The organism is Nocardioides caeni (assembly GCF_004912195.1).
In the GTDB taxonomy this organism is placed as follows: domain Bacteria; phylum Actinomycetota; class Actinomycetes; order Propionibacteriales; family Nocardioidaceae; genus Nocardioides; species Nocardioides caeni.
The window spans coordinates 1-18,849 of the sequence record NZ_STGW01000006.1 but is presented as its reverse complement, the minus strand read 5'-3'; the positions used below and the strand labels follow the sequence as shown (position 1 = coordinate 18,849).

Below are 18,849 nucleotides of genomic sequence, written 5' to 3'. Positions count from 1 at the left end.
GCCGACCGACGATCTCAGCGAGCGGGGCAGAGCTCGGAGAGCCACGCGCCGAACTCCCCCGCCGAGCCGGAGAGCGACGTCCCGTCGCCGTCCTCGGTCAGCGCGCCGGGGACGGCCGTGGGGTCGAGGGCGAGGCCGATCGATCCGTAGATGCCCGACAGCTCGAGGCGGAAGCCGGTGCGGGCGAGCACGCTCATCGAGTCGGGTACGCCGAGCGCGACCAGCTCGTCGGCGGTCTCGCGCAGCAGCTCGGCGCCCCGCTCGTCCATCTGGGCGACGTACTGCCCCTGGGCGGCGGCGAGGTCGCGGTAGGCACTGCAGAAGGCCTCCTCGCTCGGAGCCGGGCCGGACGGCGTCGCCGGAGCGTCCGCCGGGCCGGCCTCGCTGTCCGGCGCGGGCGCCGGCTCCGCGCGGTCGCCGCCCGGAGCCAGGAAGAGCACGGCCCCCAGGACGGCCAGAAGCAGGACGAGGAGGTCGAGCCGCACGCCGGGGACGGCGGGGCGGCGGGCTGCACCGGTCACTCGTACTGCCGCTTCGGCTCGGGAACGCTCCGGACCTCAGCAGCGGCGAGGGCAGGCTCCTCGTCGCCGTCGGTGCCGACGCCGGTGCCCGTCACCCAGGTGCCGGTCACCTCGACCCACTGGTCGTCCGCCGGTGCCGACTCTGCGGTGGCGTCCACTCGCACCCGTTAGGCGGACGCGTCGGCCGCGCAACAGCGGATCGACAGGCGCGTGACGTACCACCCGTCGCCGTCGGAGGTGACGAAGCCGAGGAGCCGCACGTCGCGGTCCTCGATCGCCTCGCCGTAGAGCGCCGCGAGGGCGACGAACTCCGAGACGAGCAGGTCGTGGGTGACGCCCTCCGCGAGCGGCGCGACCGCCGGGTCGTCGTACGACGCCGCGGCGATGTCGTTGACCCGGCGCTCGGCGACGTAGCCGCCCAGCGCCGGCGGCCGGACCACGAAGGCGACGACGATCGGGATCAGCAGCGCCCAGGCCGCGACCGTCGTCGGGTGCCGGTCGTCGTCGGAGGCGTCGGAGTCGAAGGCCGCCGTCAGAGCGAGCACGACGAGGAGCAGCCCGCTGAGGACCAGCGGCCACCGCATCCACGCGTTGACGTAGTTGGCGTACTCGTCGGTCAGCCCCACCCGCAGGGCGACGGCCCCGATGGCGGTGAGGACGAGAGCCTGCGCGGCGCGGTTCACAGCAGCACCCAGCCGACGAGGGACGCGATCACCGTGGCGACCACGAGGACGAGAGGCACGAACTGGCTGGCGAAACGGCGGCCGAACTGACCGGCCTCCATCGCCGCGAGCTTGACGTCCATGGCGGGCCCGACGACGAGGAAGACGAGCTTGGCGGTGTCGGAGAAGGCGGTGAGGCTGACCGCGATGAAGGCGTCGGCCTCGGAGCAGAGGGCCACCACGAACGCGAACAGCGCGAGGACCACGATCGCCAGCAGCCACTGGCCGGCGACACCCTCGACGATGTCCAGCGGGACGAGGACGTTGACGGTCGCCGCGATCAACGCGCCGATCACCAGGAAGCCGGCCGCCGGCAGCAGGTCGTGCCAGGCCGCGCCGAGGAAGCGGCCAGTGCGGGTGTCGCCACCGTGCCCGTGCGCGACCGCGCTGATCCGGGGCAGGTGCAGGGCCGGCACGCGGCGGGCCACGGCGACGTAGATCCACCCGATGACGACCGCGACCAGCATCGACGCGACGAAGCGGGCCACCACCATGTCCGTGCGTCCCTGGAAGGCGACCGCCGTCGAGACGATCACCGCCGGATTCACCGCCGGAGCCGCGAGCAGGAAGGTCAGCGCGACCGCCGGCGGCACCCCCCGGCGGGCGAGTCCCGAGGCGACCGGCACGGCGGCGCACTCGCAGGTCGGCAGACCGATGCCGGCGAAGCCGGCCACCGGGACGGCCAGCGCCGGGTTGCGCGGCAGCAAGCGGGCCACCAGCTTCTCCGACAACAGCGCGGAGATCAGTCCCGACAGCAGCACGCCCAGGACGAGGAAGGGGATGGACTGCACGACGATCGCGAGGAAGACCGTCGCCCAGGTCTGGAAGGCCGGGTCGTCGAGGCGGGAGGACACCAGCCGTTCCAGCGGTACGGCGGCCACCAGGATGCCGAGCACGAGCCACACCTGGCGGTCGGCGCCGGCCGGCCGGGTTCGCGTCGGCGTACTCGAGGTCACCGGCCGCAGACTAGTGCATTCGCATGGGAATGAGCATCGTTATCATCGCCGGTAGGATGCGTCGCCGTGCAGCCACGTGTCCCGGTCATCGCGCTCACCGGCCACCTGGGCGCCGGCAAGACCACGCTGCTCAACCACCTTCTCGGCCAGCCGGGCGCGCGGGTCGGCGTGGTCGTCAACGACTTCGGCGACATCAACGTGGACGCGGCGCTGGTCAGCGGCCAGGTCGACGAGCCGGCGTCGATCGCCGGCGGTTGCCTGTGCTGCCTCGAGGACGGCGAGGGCCTCGACGAGGCGCTCGAGAAGCTGGCCGATCCCCGGCGCGGTCTCGACGCGATCGTCGTCGAGGCGAGCGGGATCGCCGAGCCCGGTGCGCTCGCCCGGATGATCCGGTTCAGCGGAGCGGCCAACGTGCGACCCGGCGGCGTGGTCGACGTCGTCGATGCGGTCGAGTACTTCGCCACCGTCGACGGCGGCGGACTCCCGCCGGCCCGCTTCGCCATCGCCTCGCTCGTCGTGCTCAACAAGTGCGACCGGCTCCCCGAGGACGAGCGCGAGGACACGCTGGCCCGGATCGAGGAGCGCATCCGCGAGGCCAACCCCCACGTGACGATCGTGCGGACGAGCCGCGGCCAGATCGACCCGGCCCTCGTCCACGACGTCGCGTCGGCCGAAGAGCCGGAGGACGAGCTGCCGATCGCTGCGCTGCTGCGGGCCGAGCGCCCGGCGCACCGCCATCACGCGCATGCGGCCTCCGCGACCGTGACCGTCGCCGGTCCGATCGAGCCGGGTGCGCTGGTCGACCTGCTGGAGGCGCCACCCGAGGGGGCCTATCGCATGAAGGGAACCGTCGTCGTCGATGCGGGGAGGCGACAGCAGGGCTACGTCGTCCACGTCGTCGGCCGGCAGGTCCACGTGACGCCCTGCGCCCCACCGGGGACGAGCACGCTGGTCGCGATCGGGCTGGACCTCGACCCCGCCACCGTGCGACCGGCCCTCCAGACCGGGTTGCGCGCGGCGGAACGCACCGACCCTGCGGGCCTGCGAAGACTCCGGCGGCTGCGCCTGCTGAGCGAGTAGACGACAGCGCGAGAAACTAGAACACGTTATCGTTTCGCCATGAGCGACAGCGTGGTCGGGGCAGCGCCCCTGCAGCAGGAGTACGACGTCGTGGTGGTCGGCTCGGGCGGCGGCGCCCTGACCGGTGCCGCGCTCGCGGCGAGCGCCGGGCTGAGCACCCTGGTGCTCGAGCGGACCGCGCTGATCGGCGGCACCTCGGCGTACTCCGGCGGCGCCTGCTGGCTGCCCGGCACCGACGTCCAGCAGCGGGCCGGGCTGCCGGACTCCACGGAGGGCGCCCGTCAGTACCTCGCCGCCGTGCTCGACGAGCCCGACCAGGACCGGGTCGAGGCACTGCTCACCCAGGCGCCGAAGCTGGTCGCGCAGCTCGAGGCGGACCCGCTGATGGAGTTCGAGTGGATCCCGTTCGCGGAGTACTACGACGCGCCCGGCCGGGTCCCGATGGGCCGGTCGATCCAGCCGAAGAACGTCCGACGTGACGAACTGGACGAGCGGGTCGGTGCAATCCTGCGGCCACCGGTCGAGCGCGACCGCGCCGGTGGCACCGGACGCTCGACGCTGTCCGGAGGCCAGGCACTGATCGGGCGGCTGGCCGCCATCGTGCTGCGCGACGGCGGGACCATCGCGACCGGTCACCACGTGACGGGCCTGCGCCGCAACGAGGCGGGCCGCGTCGACGTCGTCCTCGTCGACGGGCCCGACGGTCCGGTGGAGGTCACCGCACGCCGCGGCATCCTCGTCGCGGCCGGCGGCTTCGAGGGCAGCAACGAGCGGCGCGCGGCCCACGGGACCCCCGGCGACGCGGCGTGGACGATGGCACCGCGCGGCACCAACACCGGCGAGATCATCGACGCGGCGGCGGCGCTCGGCGCCGCCACCGACTTCTCCGGCGAGGGCTGGTTCTGCCCCGGCCTGCAGCAGCCCGACGGCAGCGGCACCTTCACCCTCGGCTTCCGCAGCGGGCTGATGGTCGACCAGACCGGGCGCCGCTACGGCAACGAGTGCCTGCCCTACGACCGCTTCGGCCGCGTGATGGCAGCCTCCGAGGACCGGGTGCCATCGTGGTTCGTCTTCGACTCCCGCGAGGGCGGCCGCCTGCCCGCGATCGCGATGCCGGAGGGCGACCCCGCCGAGCACCTCGAGGCCGGCACCTGGGTGCAGGCCGACTCGATCGCCGACCTCGCCCGCACCGCCGGCCTCGACGCCGGCGTCCTCACGGCCACCGTCGAGCGGTTCAACGGCTTCACCGCGACCGGCGTCGACGAGGACTTCGGGCGCGGCGTCGACGAGTACGACACCTTCTTCGCCGGCGGCACCGGCCCCAACAAGGCCCTCACGCCCGTCGACCAGCCGCCGTACTTCGCCGCGAAGTTCGTCCTCTCCGACCTTGGCACCAAGGGCGGCCTCGTCACCGATGCCGACGGCCGGGTGCTGGACGCGGCAGGCCAGCCGATCCCCGGCCTGTACGCCGCCAGCAACTCCACCGCGTCGGTCTTCGGCTCCGCCTATCCCGGCCCGGGCGCACCGCTCGGCGCGGCGATGGCCTTCGCGTCGCTCGCCGTGGAGGACATGCAGCGCGACTGACGTCCGGCAAACGGACTACCCGCCCGCGCGGATCCAGGCACAGACCGGTCCATCCCCGGTGCCGTCCGCGCTGCCCGCCTCAGGCGGGCCGATGAGCGCGAGCTCCCACCCGTCATGGAAGCCGGACTCGAGGTCGTCGCCGGTCAGGTTGCCGAAGTCGACGAGCGGGACGAACCACTGGAGGTGGTCGGTGCCGACGACCGGAGCGTGCTCGGACGGGGCGGCGCGGAACTCGTAGGGAGGCCCGTCGCCATAGGGGACGTCGTCCGGGATGTAGACACCGTTCGCGAGGTCGAGGGCAGGCCCGCCGGGGATCGCAGGACAGTAGCCTCCCCACCCACCGGAGCCGCTGCGGACGACGGGATAGCCGTCCTCGACGACGATGTGCTTCTCCCTGCGGGCGGTGGGTTGATCCGCACAGGAGCCCGGGTTGTCGGGGTCGCGCCAGAGCTGCTCGACGAGCAGGCTCGCACCCTGGACCCTCACCTCTCCGATCGCGTCTCCGCAGCGCAGACCGGACGCGACCGCCCAGGGAACCTGACGGGCCTCGCCCGTCTCCTGGTCCCAGAGCCAGACGAACCAGGCCTCTGCCTCCTGGTTGGCGTCGAGGTAGGTCACGTGCACCGGTCCGGCAGCATCCTCGTCGCCGTCCCCGTCGAGGTCGACATAGAGGACCCCGCCGACGGCCACCTCGCCTGCCGTTGGATCCCACCGGCCCTGGACGAAATCCCCGCTGCCGAACGTGCCCTGGGTGGTCGTGCGGCCGTCGACGAAGTCCAGGACCGCGCCGCCGTACTCCCACGCCAGGTTGCCGAAGTCGACGTCACGGATCAGGTCGGTCCGGGCGGGCGTGCTCGAAGGCGGCGCCTCGGGGTCGTCACGCTGGACGAAGTACGCCGTCCCGGCCCCTGCCCCGGCGAGCGCGGTGACCGCGACCGCGCCGATGGCCACCTTGGCGCCGACCCCGAGCGAGGCAGCGCTCCCCAGGCCGGTGCCCACCGCACCGGCCCCGGAGGCGGCAGCACCTCCGACCGCGGCAGCCCCGGCGGCACCACCCCCTGCAGCGGCACCAGCCGCCGTGGCCCCGGCCGCACCGCCCGCGGCGGCGCCGGCAGCACCTCCGCCCAGCGCGGCCGGCAGCCCACCCGCGACCCCGGCTGCGCCGGACCCGCCGAGGGCGGCGGCCGCCATCGGGTCCACGGGCAGGCCCGCGGCGCCCAGGCCGCCGGCCCCGGCCGTCGATCCAGCGGCTCCTGCGGGTGCGGCGGCACCCGCCGCCTCGGCGACACCGGGCACGCCGGGTGGGGGCGCGACCGGTGCCGGCATCACGGGCGGCGGCACGACGACCGCGGTCGGGGCAGGTGGGTCGGCCGCGGAAGGCGGGCCGGCGGTCGGCGTACCGCAGGTGCCACAGAAGGCGGATCCTGCGACGATTTCCGTCCCGCAGGTGCCACAGAATCGGTCAGCCACCATTCCCCCAGACGCCAATCAGCAGATGCGTCGGAGGCTAGCGGCGGCGGCACCGCCACGGGGGCTGTTCAGCCGGAATCGGAAGGCGCGGTGGTCACCGCGTCACAGGCCGCGGCACTGGCCTTCCTTGTTGCCCTCGACCCGGTTGTTGCCGCCGGTCGGCCGGGGCGTGTTGCTCTTGCACTGCAGGTTGCCGTCGACGACGTTGCCGCGGACGACGAAGCGGCCGCGGTTGGAGAACAGCTGGATGTCGCCGTCGACGACGCTCCGCTGGACGACGCCACCGAGACGGCCGCCGCTCGTGAGCTGGATGTTGCCCTTCACGACCGAGCGCCGGTCGGCGCGCGGGATGACGACCACGCGGCGGGCGCCCTGGGCCTGGATGTTGCCGTCGACGCGGACGCCCTCGGCGCGCAGCGTGCCACCCGACTTCACCAGCACGTTGCCCTCGACACGGGTGCCGATCAGCCGACAGGTCGCGCCACGCGGCACGACGACGTTGTCGTCGATCGTGCGGGCGCCGATGGCGCCGCGGCACACCCGGTCGTCGGCGTACGCCGGACTGCTGGTCACGAGCGTCAGGCCGGCGCCGAGCAGCGGCACCGCCAGTGCGGCCGCGGCGATCCGCCGGGTCAGGGTGTTGTCGGTCGTGCCCATGTCGATCCACTCCTCGTGTCGTCGCCGTGGCGGCGGGATGTCGACACGAACGCTCGTCCGCGGCCGTGAGCCGGGCATGAGCCGACGATGAGAAAGTCCTCACCGAGGAGCCCCCGGCGGGTCAGTCCGCAGCGGCCAGGCGCGCCAGCACGCGGTCGGTCAGCGCGCCGAGTGCCGCGACCTCCTCGTCGGAGGCGCCGGCGAAGAAGACCTCGCGGACCATGGCCACGTGGGCGGGCGCCGCCGACTCGATCGCGGCGCGGCCGGCGGCGGTGAGGTCGACGAAGGAGCCGCGGCGGTCGTCGGCACAGTCGCGTCGGGCGAGGAGTCCACGGGCCTCCATCCGCGAGACCTGCTTGGAGACCCGGCTCTTCTCCCACAGCAGCCGCTCGCCGAGCTCGAACATCCGCAGCGTCCCGTCGGGGACGTCCTCGGCGGTGAGCTGGACGAGGATCGCGTAGTCGGCGTGGGAGAGACCGCTGGTCGCCTGCAGGTCACGGTTGATCCGCGCGGTCAGCTGCGCGTGCAGCTCCAGCCAGCCCTGCCAGGCCCGCTGCTGCTCCTCGGTCAACCACGTCGTCCCCACACGCCCAGTCTAGCACCGACTGTTGACATGGCAACCAATGTGGGGGGAACGAGCAGGTGTCGAGCGTGTGACCCATCGCACCCGCTCCAGTCGCGGACACGATTACCCCCACGGGTCCCCGCGGCCTACGATCGACCGGATTTTGTCGATTGGCATAGGGGAAGTCGTTGAGCGTCACCGAGGACAAGTTCACCCGCTGGAAGCACCACGAGGAGCTCGCGGAGACGATGATCCCCATCGTCGGCAAGCTGCACCGTGAGAAGGACGTCACGATCCTGCTCCACAGCCGCTCGCTGGTGAACAAGTCGGTGATCGACATCCTCAAGACGCACCGCTACGCGCGCCAGATCGACGGCGTCGAGCTGTCCGTCACGGACACCTTCCCCTTCCTCGAGGCGATCGCCGACCTCGACCTCGGCGCCGCCAAGGTCGACCTCGCGCTGCTGATCCGTGCCTACCGCGCGGCCGGCGAGGGCGCCTCGATCCCGGACTTCACCGCGCAGGCGCTGGCCGACGCGACCGGCGCCAACAAGACCGCCGGCCCCGGCACGCAGGACGTCGTCCTCTACGGCTTCGGCCGCATCGGCCGCCTCGTCGCGCGCCTGCTCGTCGAGAAGTCCGGCTCCGGCAACGGCCTGCGGCTGCGCGCCGTCGTGGTCCGCAAGGCCAAGGGCGACGACCTCAAGAAGCGCGCCTCCCTGCTGCGTCGCGACTCGATCCACGGGGCCTTCAACGGCTCGATCACCGTGGACGAGGAGAAGAACCAGATCATCGCCAACGGCAACGTGATCCAGGTGATCTACTCGAACTCCCCCGAGGAGATCGACTACACCGACTACGGCATCGCCGACGCCATCCTCATCGACAACACCGGCATCTGGCGTGACCGTGAGGGTCTCTCCCAGCACCTGCGCCCCGGCATCGCCAAGGTGCTGCTGACCGCGCCGGGCAAGGGCGACGTCCCCAACATCGTGCACGGCGTCAACCACCTCGGCGTCGACCGCGACGAGAAGGTGCTCTCCTGCGCCTCCTGCACCACCAACGCGATCGTCCCCCCGCTGAAGGCGATGGAGGACGAGTTCGGCCTGGTCCGCGGCCACGTCGAGACGGTGCACTCGTTCACCAACGACCAGAACCTGCTGGACAACTTCCACAAGGCCGACCGTCGCGGCCGCTCCGCGCCGCTCAACCTCGTCATCACCGAGACCGGCGCCGCCTCGGCCGTCGCCAAGGTGCTCCCGGACCTCGACGCCCGCATCACGGGCAACTCGATCCGCGTCCCCACGCCCGACGTGTCGATCGCGATCCTGAGCCTCCAGCTCAAGCGCGAGACCACCCGCGACGAGGTCAACGAGCACCTGCGCCAGGCCTCCCTGGTCGGCCCGCTGGCCCGCAACCTCGACTACACCACCGCCACCGACGCGGTCTCCACCGACTTCATCGGCGCCCGCGCGGCCTCGATCGTCGACGGCGGCGCCTCGATCGTCGACGGCGACAGCGTGATCCTCTACGTCTGGTACGACAACGAGTTCGGCTACTCCTGCCAGGTGCTGCGGACCGTGCAGTACATCTCCGGCGTCGAGTACGCGACGCTCCCGCGCGTCTGAGGCCGCCGGCCACGGCGATCGGAACGGCCGATCAGTGAGGATCGCCACGTCCCGATCGTGACCGCGGCCACTGTGCTGCCTTTTGCAAGCATGTGACCGTAGGACGTCTCCCCCATCGGGGAGGCCCCTGTGGCGCGCCGAGGCCCGTGACGACACAGGTGACGAGAACCTGAGAAGTCATCACGGGCACGGGAGACCCACGCAGTACGCCGGCCGCCACAGGCACCGCCGGCTCGGGGCGAAGGAACACGCGCATCGCGTCGCCCAGGGCACCAGCAGCCCTAGCCCGACAGGTCACCTCTCGCAGGCGCCGCTGCGGAGACCTCGATGTCCACCACCCTGACGCGCACTGCTGCGCGCCTGCTCGCCCTCCCCCTCGCCGCCACCCTCGTCACGGTGGCCCCGATCACCCCTGCGCCGGTCGCCCACGCCCAGGAGGCCTTCGACACGGCACCCGGCGTCGCCACCAGCGACCGCAACCGTGACGAGCTCGCCCAGGTCCGCCGGGAGAACCGGCTCACCGTCGGGGAGCGCGCCCTGCGCGCCGCGAAGACCCGCGCCGGCATGGCCTACCGCTACGGCGCCACCGGCCCCTCCGCCTTCGACTGCTCCGGCCTGACCCAGTGGGCCTACGGCAAGGCCGGCCGCCGCCTCCCCCGCACCTCCGGCGCGCAGGCCGGCGCCGTGCGTCGCGTCGCCCGCCCGCGTCTGGGCGACCTCGTGTTCTTCACCAGCGGCGGCAGCGTCTACCACGTGGGTCTCTACGCGGGGAACCACACCGTCTTCCACGCGTCTCGGTCGGGCGTCCCGGTGCGCAAGGAGCGGATCTGGACCTCGTCCGTCTTCTACGGCCGGGTCGGCTGACCCGGCCGAGCTCCGGCCCTGGGAGCCTGCCGGCTGACCCCGTCTCCGGGGTCAGCCGATCGGCACGCCGAGCAGCTGCGACGGCGTGCGGAAGCCGACGAGCCCGAACATCGAGGCTCGCTTGTCGACCGTGCGGCCCTGCGCCATCAGCGCCCAGTGGATGCCGTCCTTGCGGTAGATCCGGGCGTTGTGGGCGTAGCCGGAGCGGGTCCAGCCGTTGAGCTTGCGCCCGAAGACCACGCCGTCGATGGCCCACTGGTCGTTGGCGCGGTTGCGGCCGGGATCGGTGCGCCCCCAGACGTAGGCCTCGGCGGCCTCCTTGCTGGTCCAGCGGCTGAAGGCGATCGACTTCACGGTGCCGTCGCCGGTGGTCCGCTCGCAGATGTAGCCCTCGATGAAGCCGCGCACGTCCTTGCGCTGCGGGCGGCACTGGTCGAGGGAGCCCGCCCCGGGGAAGACCCAGTTGGCGCCGGCGCGGCCCGTCGGCTTGCTGCAGGAGGCGAGCTCGATGACCTCGACGCCGTTCCAGCACCGGTAGTTCGCGGCCGGTGCCGCGGTGACCGTGGCCGTGGCCGTGGCGGTGGCACGAGGGGTGGACGCGCTGCCCGGCCGGTCCCGGGGCCCCGAGCCCTGCGCGCCGCCGCCGGTGCCGGCATCGGGCGCCCGCTCGCCGTCGGCGCCGGAACCCTCGTCGACGTCGCGGACCACGCCCTGCCCGGTCGCAGACGCCGTGGTGCGTGGGGCGGAGTCGCGACCGGTCGTGCCGGGACGGGTGGCGGTCGACGACGGCTGGGTGGCGGACGGTGTCGTCGGTGGCGCGGCCGTCGGCGTGGTGTCGTCGGAGGCCAGCACCGAGGGCACCATCTCGACGCCGCCGAGCAGCGAGCCGACGTAGACACCCGTCGCCACCAGCGCGCCGACGACCGCGGTCACCAGGACCCGCCGCGCGACCGGACGCTCCTTCGGCAGGTCGACGGACTGGCGCACCGCCGTCACGTCAGGGAGCACCAGCCCACCGGGCACCAGGTGCCGCACGGCGGCCACGTCGGCGGCCATCGCCCGCGCCGACACGTAGCGCTGGCGCGGGTCCTTCGCCAGTGAGCGGCGCAGCAGCGCGTTGAGCCGGTCGAGGAAGGGCGAGCGTCCGGGGAGCTGCGGCACCGGCGCGCGCAGGTGCCCCATGGCGACCTCGGCATCCGTGCCGACGTAGGGCTGCGAGCCCGTCAGCATCGTCCACAGCAGGCAGCCCGCGGCATAGACGTCGCCGGCGACAGCGGTCGCACCGCCGGTGTCGCCCGCATGCCGCTCGGGCGCCATGTAGGCCGTCGAGCCGACGACTCCGCCGGTGCGGGTCAGCTCCCGTCCCGGGGAGGTCGCGATCCCGAAGTCGCACAGGTAGGCGATCCGCCGATCCTCGCGCAGCAGCACGTTGGACGGCTTGACGTCGCGGTGCACGACGCCGATGGCGTGGGCGTCGGCGAGGCCCTCGAGGACCTGCCCCGCCAGGTCGAGGGCGTACGACGGCTCCAGGCTGCCCTGCGCGCGGAGCAGCGCCAGCAGGTCGCCGCCCCGGACCAGCTGGGTCACGAGGTAGGGCGAACCGTCCTGCTCACCGTGGTCGTGGACGGCGACGACATGGTTGCTGTCCATCTGCGACAGCACCACGGCCTCGCGGAGGAAGCGCTCACGGAACTCGTCGTCGCCGGCCAGCACCGCGTTGATGACCTTGACCGCGACGTCACGGTGCAGCTCGGTGTCGCGGGCCCGGAAGACGGTGCCCATGCCGCCGCGACCCAGCACCTCGACCAGCTCGTAGCGGCCGAGGCGGTCACCGACGCGTGGCTCCATGCCCATCCCGAGATCCCTGTCCGACGCCCGTTCGTCTCCAGCCCGATCAGGATAGGCCGGGACGTGTCGATCCGCCGATCCCCGGGCGCGAGGACCTCGCGCGACAGACGCCGCTCAGTCCCGGCACGGTCGTGGGAGGGTGACCGGGTGACCGTGTACGTCGACGACATGCGGCTGGTCGCGACCGTGGGACCGGTCGTGGACGGCGTGTGGTCGCACCTGCTGTCCGACCTGCCCGGTGAGCCGGGTCGCCGCGAGCTGCTGGCCTTCGCCGCGGACCTCGGGCTGGAGGCACGCTGGATCCAGAACGCCGGCACCCACACCGAGCACTTCGACGTCACCGAGCCGACCCGCCAGCGCGCACTGGCGCTGGGGGCCGTCCCGATCCGCTACGGCCGCGCGGTCGCGGCGATCACCCGCGCCAAGCGGGAGATCACTGGCCCGTGAACTCCGGCGGGCGCTTCTCGGCGAACGAGGTGAGCGCCTCCTTGAGGTCGTCGCTGACCAGGAAGGCGGAGTTCCAGACGGCGACGTAGCGCAGGCCGGCCTCGACCCGCGGCGCCCGCTCGGCGCCGAGCACGTCCTTGACGCCACGCAGCACGAGGGGCGAGTTGGCGGCCATCCGGGCGGCGAGGTCGAGGGCGGCGGCGCGGGTGGCGTCGGCGTCGTCGTACACGCTGTTGACGAGGCCGATCCGCTCGGCGCGGGCGGCGTCGATGTCGTCGCCGGTGAGGGCGAGCTCGCGGAGGTGGCCGTCGCCGATGATCCCGACGAGCCGCTGCAGGCTGCCGAGGTCGGCGACGATCGCCATCTTCGCCTCGCGCACGCTGAACATCGCGTCCGCCGAGGCGACGCGTACGTCGCAGGCGGCAGCGAGGTCGACGCCACCGCCGACGCACCAGCCGGTCACGGCAGCAACGGTCGGCTTGCTGCTGTTGGCGACGGTGTCGATGAAGCCCTGCCAGCGGCGGATCAGGTCGAGGAAGCCGGCCCGGCCGCCGGCGTCGGTGCGCCCGAAGAGCGGCCCGAAGGTGCCGAGCGCCTCACCGAGGTCGAGGCCGAACGAGAAGTGCTTGTCGGCACCGGCGAAGACGATGGCCCGGACCGTGTCATCGGCCTCCAGGCTCGCCATGGTCGCCGCCAGCTCCTCGAAGAAGCGGGCGTCCATGACCGGCTTGCCGCCGGGACCGGCCACGGAGACGGTCGCGACGTGACCGTCGCGGGCGACCTGCAGCTGGCGGTCCTCGCTCATCGCGCCGCCCCCTTGACGTCCGCGACCACGCCGGCGAGGAAGCCGACCTGCGCGACCCGCTCGTCGGAGGTCGCGGCGAGCGGGTTGAGGAGGAGCGTGCGGACGCCGCCGTCGTACAGCTCCTTGACCTGGCTGCGGATCGAGTCCTCGTCACCGAAGAGGGTGACGGCCTGGACGAGGTCCTCCGGCACGGCCTGCGCGGCCTCGGCCTTGCGGCCCGACAGGTAGAGGTCCTGGATCTCCTTGGCCTCCGCCTCGTAGCCGTAGCGGACGGTCAGCTGGTTGTAGAAGTTCTTGTCGCGCGCGCCCATGCCGCCGATGTAGAGCGCCAGCTGGTTGCGGACGGCGGCGATCGCGTCGGGGCTCGGCTCGCCGAGCTGGTAGGAGATCTGGAGCTGGATGTCGAGCTCGCCCAGCGACGCGTCGCGCTTGGCGAAACCGGCCTCGAGCGCGTCGCCCCACGCCTGCTGGACCTTGGCGGGGTGGAAGAAGAGCGGCTGCCAGCCGTTGGCGAGCTCGGCGACGAGCTCGACGTTCTTCGGGCCGAGGGCGGCGATCGAGATCGGGATGTCGCTGCGCACCGGGTGGTTGATGAGCTTGAGCGCCTTGCCGAGGCCGGAGCCACCGTCGTCCTTGGTGAGCGGGACGGTGTAGTGCTTGCCGCGGAACTCGACCGGCTCGCGGCGCCACACCTGGCGGCAGATCTCGATGATCTCGCGCGTGCGGCCGAGCGGGGCGTCGTACTTCACGCCGTGGAAGCCCTCGATCACCTGCGGGCCGCTCGCGCCGAGGCCCAGGTTGAAGCGGCCGTTGGACACGAAGTCCAGACCGGCGGCGGTCATCGCGGTGAGAGACGGGGTGCGCGTGTACTGCTGGAAGATCGCGGACAGCAGCTGCACCTTCTCGGTGCGGGCGGCGATGTAGCCGAGCTGGCTGACCGAGTCGAAGGAGTAGGCCTCGGCGACGGCGACCAGGTCCAGGCCGTTGCGCTCGTAGTCCTGCAGCAGCTCCACCGTCTCGGCGAAGCCACCGGAGTAGTCGATCATCATGCCGAGCCGCATTGCTGGCCTCCTGTGTGCTGGGTCGGGTCGGGATCCGCTGGCGAGCCTAGAGGAGCCGATAGATTCGAGGACGTGCCGACCATCGCCGACCAGCTCCGCGCCAGCGGGCTGGACGCGTCGGACTCCCCTGCGGTTCTCGGGGCCTACTCCTCGGACGCGTCGCTCTATCGCGTCCCGCCAGCGGCGGTCGTGTGGCCACGCTCGACCGAGGACGTACGACGCTCGCTGGCCGTCGCGCGCGAGGCCGGCGTCCCGCTGACCAGCCGCGGCGCGGGGACGTCGGTGGCGGGCAACGCGATCGGGCCCGGGATCGTCGTGGACTTCAGCCGCCACCTGGACCAGGTGCTCTCGATCGATGCCGACGCAGGCCTGGCCGTCGTCCAGCCGGGCGTGGTGCAGGCCGTGTTGCAGGCCGCCGCGGCGCCCTTGGGGCTGCGTTTCGGACCGGACCCGTCGACCAGCTCGCGCTGCACGATCGGCGGGATGATCGGCAACGACGCGTGCGGTGCCCGGTCGTTGGCCTTCGGCCGGACCTCGCACAACGTGCGGGGGCTGGGTGGGCTGCTGGCCGACGGATCAGCGTTCGCAACGGGCTACGACTCCTCCGGCACGCCGACCGTCGACGCACCGGCGGCGCTGGTGGACGGCCTGCGGGGCGTGATCGGCGCCGACCTGGCCACGGCGCGCACCGAGTTCGGCCGGTTCGGTCGGCAGGTCTCCGGCTATGCGGTCGACCGGCTGCTGCCCGAGCACGGCCTGGACATCAGCCGGCTGCTCGTCGGGTCGGAGGGGACGCTGGCCGTCGTCACCGAGGCCACGGTGCGCCTGGTGCGCACCCCGATCGTGCGGCGGATGGTGGTGCTCGGCTTCCCCGACTTCCCGACCGCCGGCCACGCGACCCCCGGCGTGCTCGCGTTCGCGCCGTCGGCCTGCGAGGGCATCGACCGGCGGATCGTCGAGGTGATCGTCGAGCGGCGCGGACTCGACGCGGTGCCGCCACTGCCCGCGGGCGACGCGTGGATGTTCGTCGAGCTGACCGGCGACGACCCGGCCGAGGTGACCGCGCGCGCCGAGGGCCTGGTGGCCGCGGGGGTGGGGATCTCCGGGCTCGTGGTGCCGGACCAGGTGGCCGCGGACCGGCTGTGGCGGATCCGCGAGGACGGCGCCGGGCTCGCCGGCCGCGCCCCCTCCGGTCGGCCGGCATGGGCCGGGTGGGAGGACTCCGCCGTACCGCCGGAACGGCTGGGTGACTACCTCACCGCCTTCGACGCGCTGCTGGGTGAGCACGGACTGACCGCGATGCCCTTCGGACACTTCGGCGAGGGCTGCCTGCACGTGCGCCTGGACTTCGGCTTCGACCGCACCGACGGCCCGGACCGCTACCGCTCCTTCATCGAGGCGGCCGCGGACCTGGTCGCGTCGATGGGTGGCTCGTTCTCCGGCGAGCACGGCGACGGTCGGGCCCGCAGCGAGCTGCTGCCACGGATGTACTCCCCCGCGGCGATGCGCCTGATGGCCGGCGTGAAGCACGTCTTCGATCCCGACGGCGTGCTCAACCCCGGCGTACTGGTCGACCCCGCGCCGCTGACCGCCGACCTGCGGGCCTCGTCGTCGACATCCCTGCGGACGGGCCTGCGCGGCGGTCTGGCGCTGGCCTACGTCGACGACGGCGGCGACTTCGGGCAGGCCGTCCACCGGTGCACCGGCGTCGGCAAGTGTCGCGCCGACAACTCCCCGACGGGCGGCGTGATGTGCCCGTCGTTCCAGGCGACCGGCGAGGAGATCCACTCCACCCGCGGGCGCGCGCGACTGCTGCAGGAGATCGTCAACGGCGCCTCGCCGACGACCTGGTCCTCGCCCGAGGTGCACGAGGCGCTCGACCTCTGTCTCTCGTGCAAGGGCTGCGCGTCGGACTGCCCGACGTCGACGGACATGGCGTCCTACAAGGCGGAAGTGCTGCACCAGACCTATCGGCGACGCCTCCGGCCGCGGTCGCACTACGTGCTCGGGTGGCTGCCGCGGTGGGCCCGGCTCGGCTCGCTGACGCCGCGCCTGGCCAACGGCGCGATGTCCGTGGGGGCAGTGCGGTCGGTGGCGCTGGCGACGGCCGGCGTGGACCGGCGACGGCGAATGCCGACCTTCGCGCGGCGGACCTTCCGGCGGACGTTCACGGGAGCGACCGGCGGCCGGGACGTGGTGCTCTTCGTCGACTCCTTCTCCAACCACTTCACGCCCGCGGCCGCCGACGCGATGGTGACCGTGCTGCGCGCGGCCGGTTTCGCGCCGCGGATCACCGTGCGCCAGGAGTGCTGCGGACTGCCGTGGATCAGCACCGGCCAGCTGGACGGCGCACGACGACGGCTGTCGCGACTGGTGACGTCGCTCATCGACGACGCCCGCGCCGGCGTGCCGATCGTCGGCGTCGAGCCGTCGTGCACGGCCGTGCTGCGCCATGACCTCGTCGACCTGCTCCCGGGTCCCGACTCAGCGACGGTCGCCGGGGCCACGGTCACCCTCGCCGAGCTGCTGAGCTCGCTCCCCGACTGGGAATCGCCCGACCTGTCGGGGATCTCGGTGCTCGCACAGCCGCACTGCCACCACCACGCGGTCATGGGCTGGTCGGCCGACCACGCGCTGCTGGAGGCCTGCGGCGCCCAGGTCGAGGCGGTGGCCGGCTGCTGCGGCATGGCCGGCAACTTCGGCGTCGAGCAGGGCCACTACGACGTGTCCGTCGCGATCGCCGAGCAACATCTCCTGCCCGCCTTCCGACGCGCGCCGGGGCGGGTCGTGCTCGCCGACGGCTTCTCCTGCCGCACCCAGCTCGACGAGCTCGCACCCGAGGCGCGAGTGCTGCACCTGGCGGAGCTGCTGGCAGAGGGGCTCCTCGGAGACGGCGCTCGTCGTACCTGACGAACCTGCTGGGGATCCGGCGGCCTCCTGACGACAGGTTCGTCGGGTACGACGGCCGCGGTACGCAGTAGCGTGCGCACCCAGCGCTACGTCACGAGTGGCGGACCGACCGAACGACCCGAACCGCTCCTCCGGGGCAGCGGCGCGCTGACGGCGGAGCCCACCAGTCCCGGACGATCCTGTCGTTCAGTCGCGTCGGCGACGCCAGGAACACTAGGCTCTCCTCAGCGTCGCGTGCCGGTGGCAGACCGTGTCAGGCATGGAGGCGCCGTACCGAAGGAGCTCGACGATGTGTCGCTCGTTCCCTTCGCCCTCCCGTGACTGAGGGCGACCCCACTGCGCCAGAGCGCGCCAGGCTGACCGCCTGGAGTCGCGAGATGCGCGAGGTCCACGACCGTCTCCGGCGGGCGCTGGCCGTGACCCGGCAGGCCGTCGGGGACGACATCGGGGCCCAGCAGGCCAGCCGGGACCTGCTGCTCTTCTGCCACGGTTTCTGCGCAGCGCTCACCGCCCACCACGAGGGCGAGGACCGCACCCTGTTCCCTGCGATCGCCGCCCGGCACCCGGAGCTGCGGGAGACGATCCGCTACCTGGAGCAGGACCACTCGATGATCGCGCACCTGCTAGGCGGCTTGCAGGCGGTCGTGGACCGTCGCGGCTCACCGGACGAGCTCGACCGGCACCTGGCGGGGCTCGCCGCAATCATCGAGTCGCACTTCCGCTACGAGGAGCGGCAGCTGCTGGGTGTGCTGGAGGCGTTGGCGCTGGACGCGGAAGTCACGGACGCGTTCGGGCCGTTGTGAGCGCGCGCCGAGGTGGTCACATCCGCGATGCGCCGTTCGTCAGCAGCGGGAAGACACCCTCACCAAGGAGCAACCATGAGCAACCACTCGATCGTCATCCCCGTGACCGACCTCGCCGCCGCCACGGCCTTCTACACCAGCGCCTTCGGCATCGCGCCGCACACCGACACCCCCTACTACGTCGGCTTCAACGTCGACGGCCAGGAGATCGGCCTCAACCCCAACGGCGCGGCCGACCTGATGACCGGTCCCGTCGTCTACTGGAGCACCGACGACCTCGCCGCGAAGGTGGACGACGTCGTCACGGCCGGCGGGACCGTCGTACGACCGATCAGCGAGGTGGGCGGCGGGACATCGCTCGTCCTGCTCACCGACCCCGCCGGCAACCAGGTCGGGTTCATCGCGTCGACCTGAGGGCCTGCGTCGGACCCGCGGCCTACTCTCCTGCCATGCGAGCACCGTCCGACCCACCCCGCCCTCCGTGGCGGGTGTTGGTCACGGATCGGAGCCACCATGGCTCACTCGTCCCATCGGCAGCAGAAGGGCTGCCCGATCTGCAGTCCGCACAAGGACCGGCGCCGCGGCCGCGCCCAGCGTGAGCCCTGGCCGGTTCTGCGCAAGGTCGGAAAGAAGCGCCGGCTCCGTCGGGGTGACCTCGGGGACGCTTGGACCTAGGTCCGGGCCGAGACTCGGGCCGAGAAAGTTCTTCGATCTCTCGAACGTTTGTTCGAAGTCGTGGTAGGGTGGAGCCACGGCTGAAGGCGGGATGCTCCGAGTGGTCCCGGGCACCGGAGGTCGAGTCGTCCAGGACATGTCCGGCCCAGCCAGTGGTCGGGAACGCTGCCCCCTTCCGTGATGGGTGGGGCCTCCTGGCAGGCGACAGTCAGATCGTTGTGCTGTCGAGCTCCTGCCGCTGGAGGCGTCCCTG

At 72.6% G+C, this 18,849-nt stretch carries 18 protein-coding genes; 8 read left to right on the top strand and 10 right to left on the bottom strand.

The features are described 5' to 3' along the window. Positions 1-14: 14 nt before the first annotated feature. The 4 genes from E9934_RS10775 to E9934_RS10765 are packed head-to-tail and all read right to left on the bottom strand — an operon-like array spanning position 15 to position 2,199. Positions 15-521 (bottom strand): hypothetical protein, encoded by a 507-nt coding sequence (locus tag E9934_RS10775; RefSeq protein WP_136562907.1) that lies wholly within the window; start codon positions 519-521, stop codon positions 15-17. Next, positions 518-679, bottom strand: coding sequence for a hypothetical protein (locus tag E9934_RS19605; RefSeq protein WP_158294982.1), 162 nt, complete (start codon positions 677-679; stop codon positions 518-520). Before E9934_RS19605 ends, E9934_RS10775 begins: the two co-directional genes overlap by 4 nt. A gap of 9 nt (positions 680-688) precedes the next feature. Next, positions 689-1,204, bottom strand: a complete 516-nt coding sequence (locus E9934_RS10770) for a hypothetical protein (protein WP_136562906.1) — start codon at positions 1,202-1,204, stop codon at positions 689-691. Further along, positions 1,201-2,199: a permease gene (locus E9934_RS10765; RefSeq protein ID WP_136562904.1), complete on the bottom strand. Its 999-nt coding sequence runs from the start codon at positions 2,197-2,199 to the stop codon at positions 1,201-1,203. Before E9934_RS10765 ends, E9934_RS10770 begins: the two co-directional genes overlap by 4 nt. A gap of 66 nt (positions 2,200-2,265) precedes the next feature. Between E9934_RS10765 and E9934_RS10760 the strand changes: the two genes are divergently transcribed. After that, positions 2,266-3,279 (top strand): CobW family GTP-binding protein, encoded by a 1,014-nt coding sequence (locus E9934_RS10760; protein WP_136562902.1) that lies wholly within the window; start codon positions 2,266-2,268, stop codon positions 3,277-3,279. A 39-nt stretch (positions 3,280-3,318) separates the two neighbouring features. Beyond that, positions 3,319-4,863, top strand: coding sequence for an FAD-dependent oxidoreductase (locus tag E9934_RS10755; RefSeq protein WP_136562901.1), 1,545 nt, complete (start codon positions 3,319-3,321; stop codon positions 4,861-4,863). Positions 4,864-4,878: 15 nt separating this feature from the next. On the opposite strand, the gene E9934_RS10750 is transcribed toward E9934_RS10755, so the two are convergent. The 3 genes from E9934_RS10750 to E9934_RS10740 form a co-directional block, all read right to left on the bottom strand. Then, positions 4,879-6,204, bottom strand: coding sequence for a hypothetical protein (locus E9934_RS10750; protein ID WP_136562900.1), 1,326 nt, complete (start codon positions 6,202-6,204; stop codon positions 4,879-4,881). Positions 6,205-6,435: 231 nt separating this feature from the next. Continuing rightward, positions 6,436-6,990, bottom strand: a complete 555-nt coding sequence (locus E9934_RS10745) for a hypothetical protein (protein ID WP_202977265.1) — start codon at positions 6,988-6,990, stop codon at positions 6,436-6,438. Positions 6,991-7,111: 121 nt separating this feature from the next. Beyond that, positions 7,112-7,576 carry a MarR family winged helix-turn-helix transcriptional regulator gene (locus tag E9934_RS10740; protein ID WP_136562898.1) on the bottom strand — a complete coding sequence of 155 codons (465 nt, stop codon included), beginning with the start codon at positions 7,574-7,576 and terminating at the stop codon, positions 7,112-7,114. A gap of 167 nt (positions 7,577-7,743) precedes the next feature. On the opposite strand from E9934_RS10740, the gene E9934_RS10735 reads away from it, so the two are divergent. Both E9934_RS10735 and E9934_RS10730 read left to right on the top strand, forming a co-directional pair. Next, positions 7,744-9,183: a glyceraldehyde-3-phosphate dehydrogenase gene (locus E9934_RS10735; protein ID WP_136562896.1), complete on the top strand. Its 1,440-nt coding sequence runs from the start codon at positions 7,744-7,746 to the stop codon at positions 9,181-9,183. 327 nt (positions 9,184-9,510) lie between these two features. Beyond that, positions 9,511-10,047 carry a C40 family peptidase gene (locus tag E9934_RS10730; protein ID WP_136562895.1) on the top strand — a complete coding sequence of 179 codons (537 nt, stop codon included), beginning with the start codon at positions 9,511-9,513 and terminating at the stop codon, positions 10,045-10,047. Between the two features lie 51 nt (positions 10,048-10,098). Here the strand turns inward: E9934_RS10730 and E9934_RS10725 are convergent, their stop codons facing one another. Continuing rightward, positions 10,099-11,901 (bottom strand): serine/threonine-protein kinase, encoded by a 1,803-nt coding sequence (locus tag E9934_RS10725; protein WP_136562894.1) that lies wholly within the window; start codon positions 11,899-11,901, stop codon positions 10,099-10,101. 141 nt (positions 11,902-12,042) lie between these two features. Here E9934_RS10725 and E9934_RS10720 point away from each other — a divergent pair, with 141 nt between their 5' ends. Next, complete coding sequence (locus E9934_RS10720) at positions 12,043-12,342, top strand: DUF4031 domain-containing protein (RefSeq protein WP_136562893.1); 300 nt, start codon at positions 12,043-12,045, stop codon at positions 12,340-12,342. On the opposite strand, the gene E9934_RS10715 is transcribed toward E9934_RS10720, so the two are convergent. Together E9934_RS10715 and E9934_RS10710 are read right to left on the bottom strand one after the other, a co-directional pair. After that, positions 12,329-13,147 carry a crotonase/enoyl-CoA hydratase family protein gene (locus tag E9934_RS10715; RefSeq protein WP_136562892.1) on the bottom strand — a complete coding sequence of 273 codons (819 nt, stop codon included), beginning with the start codon at positions 13,145-13,147 and terminating at the stop codon, positions 12,329-12,331. The two genes, E9934_RS10720 and E9934_RS10715, sit on opposite strands and share 14 nt — an antisense overlap. Continuing rightward, on the bottom strand, positions 13,144-14,208 hold the full coding sequence (locus tag E9934_RS10710) for an LLM class F420-dependent oxidoreductase (RefSeq protein ID WP_136562890.1): 1,065 nt from the start codon (positions 14,206-14,208) through the stop codon (positions 13,144-13,146). Before E9934_RS10710 ends, E9934_RS10715 begins: the two co-directional genes overlap by 4 nt. Before the next feature lie 72 nt (positions 14,209-14,280). Here E9934_RS10710 and E9934_RS10705 point away from each other — a divergent pair, with 72 nt between their 5' ends. From E9934_RS10705 to E9934_RS10695, 3 genes are all read left to right on the top strand, one after another. Beyond that, complete coding sequence (locus E9934_RS10705) at positions 14,281-17,118, top strand: FAD-binding and (Fe-S)-binding domain-containing protein (RefSeq protein WP_136562889.1); 2,838 nt, start codon at positions 14,281-14,283, stop codon at positions 17,116-17,118. A 377-nt stretch (positions 17,119-17,495) separates the two neighbouring features. Next, positions 17,496-17,921: a hemerythrin domain-containing protein gene (locus tag E9934_RS10700; protein WP_136562888.1), complete on the top strand. Its 426-nt coding sequence runs from the start codon at positions 17,496-17,498 to the stop codon at positions 17,919-17,921. A 75-nt stretch (positions 17,922-17,996) separates the two neighbouring features. Then, complete coding sequence (locus E9934_RS10695) at positions 17,997-18,335, top strand: VOC family protein (protein ID WP_158294981.1); 339 nt, start codon at positions 17,997-17,999, stop codon at positions 18,333-18,335. Positions 18,336-18,849: the final 514 nt, after the last annotated feature.

Bases quoted from the DNA above. Each gene is read 5' to 3' on its own strand.
- E9934_RS10695 (WP_158294981.1), top strand. From the start codon at position 17,997: ATGAGCAACCACTCGATCGTCATCCCCGTGACCGACCTCGCCGCCGCC.
- E9934_RS10745 (WP_202977265.1), bottom strand. From the start codon at position 6,990: ATGGGCACGACCGACAACACCCTGACCCGGCGGATCGCCGCGGCCGCA.
- E9934_RS10700 (WP_136562888.1), top strand. From the start codon at position 17,496: ATGCGCGAGGTCCACGACCGTCTCCGGCGGGCGCTGGCCGTGACCCGG.
- E9934_RS10755 (WP_136562901.1), top strand. From the start codon at position 3,319: ATGAGCGACAGCGTGGTCGGGGCAGCGCCCCTGCAGCAGGAGTACGAC.
- E9934_RS10725 (WP_136562894.1), bottom strand. From the start codon at position 11,901: ATGGGCATGGAGCCACGCGTCGGTGACCGCCTCGGCCGCTACGAGCTG.
- E9934_RS10730 (WP_136562895.1), top strand. From the start codon at position 9,511: ATGTCCACCACCCTGACGCGCACTGCTGCGCGCCTGCTCGCCCTCCCC.
- E9934_RS10715 (WP_136562892.1), bottom strand. From the start codon at position 13,147: ATGAGCGAGGACCGCCAGCTGCAGGTCGCCCGCGACGGTCACGTCGCG.
- E9934_RS10710 (WP_136562890.1), bottom strand. From the start codon at position 14,208: ATGCGGCTCGGCATGATGATCGACTACTCCGGTGGCTTCGCCGAGACG.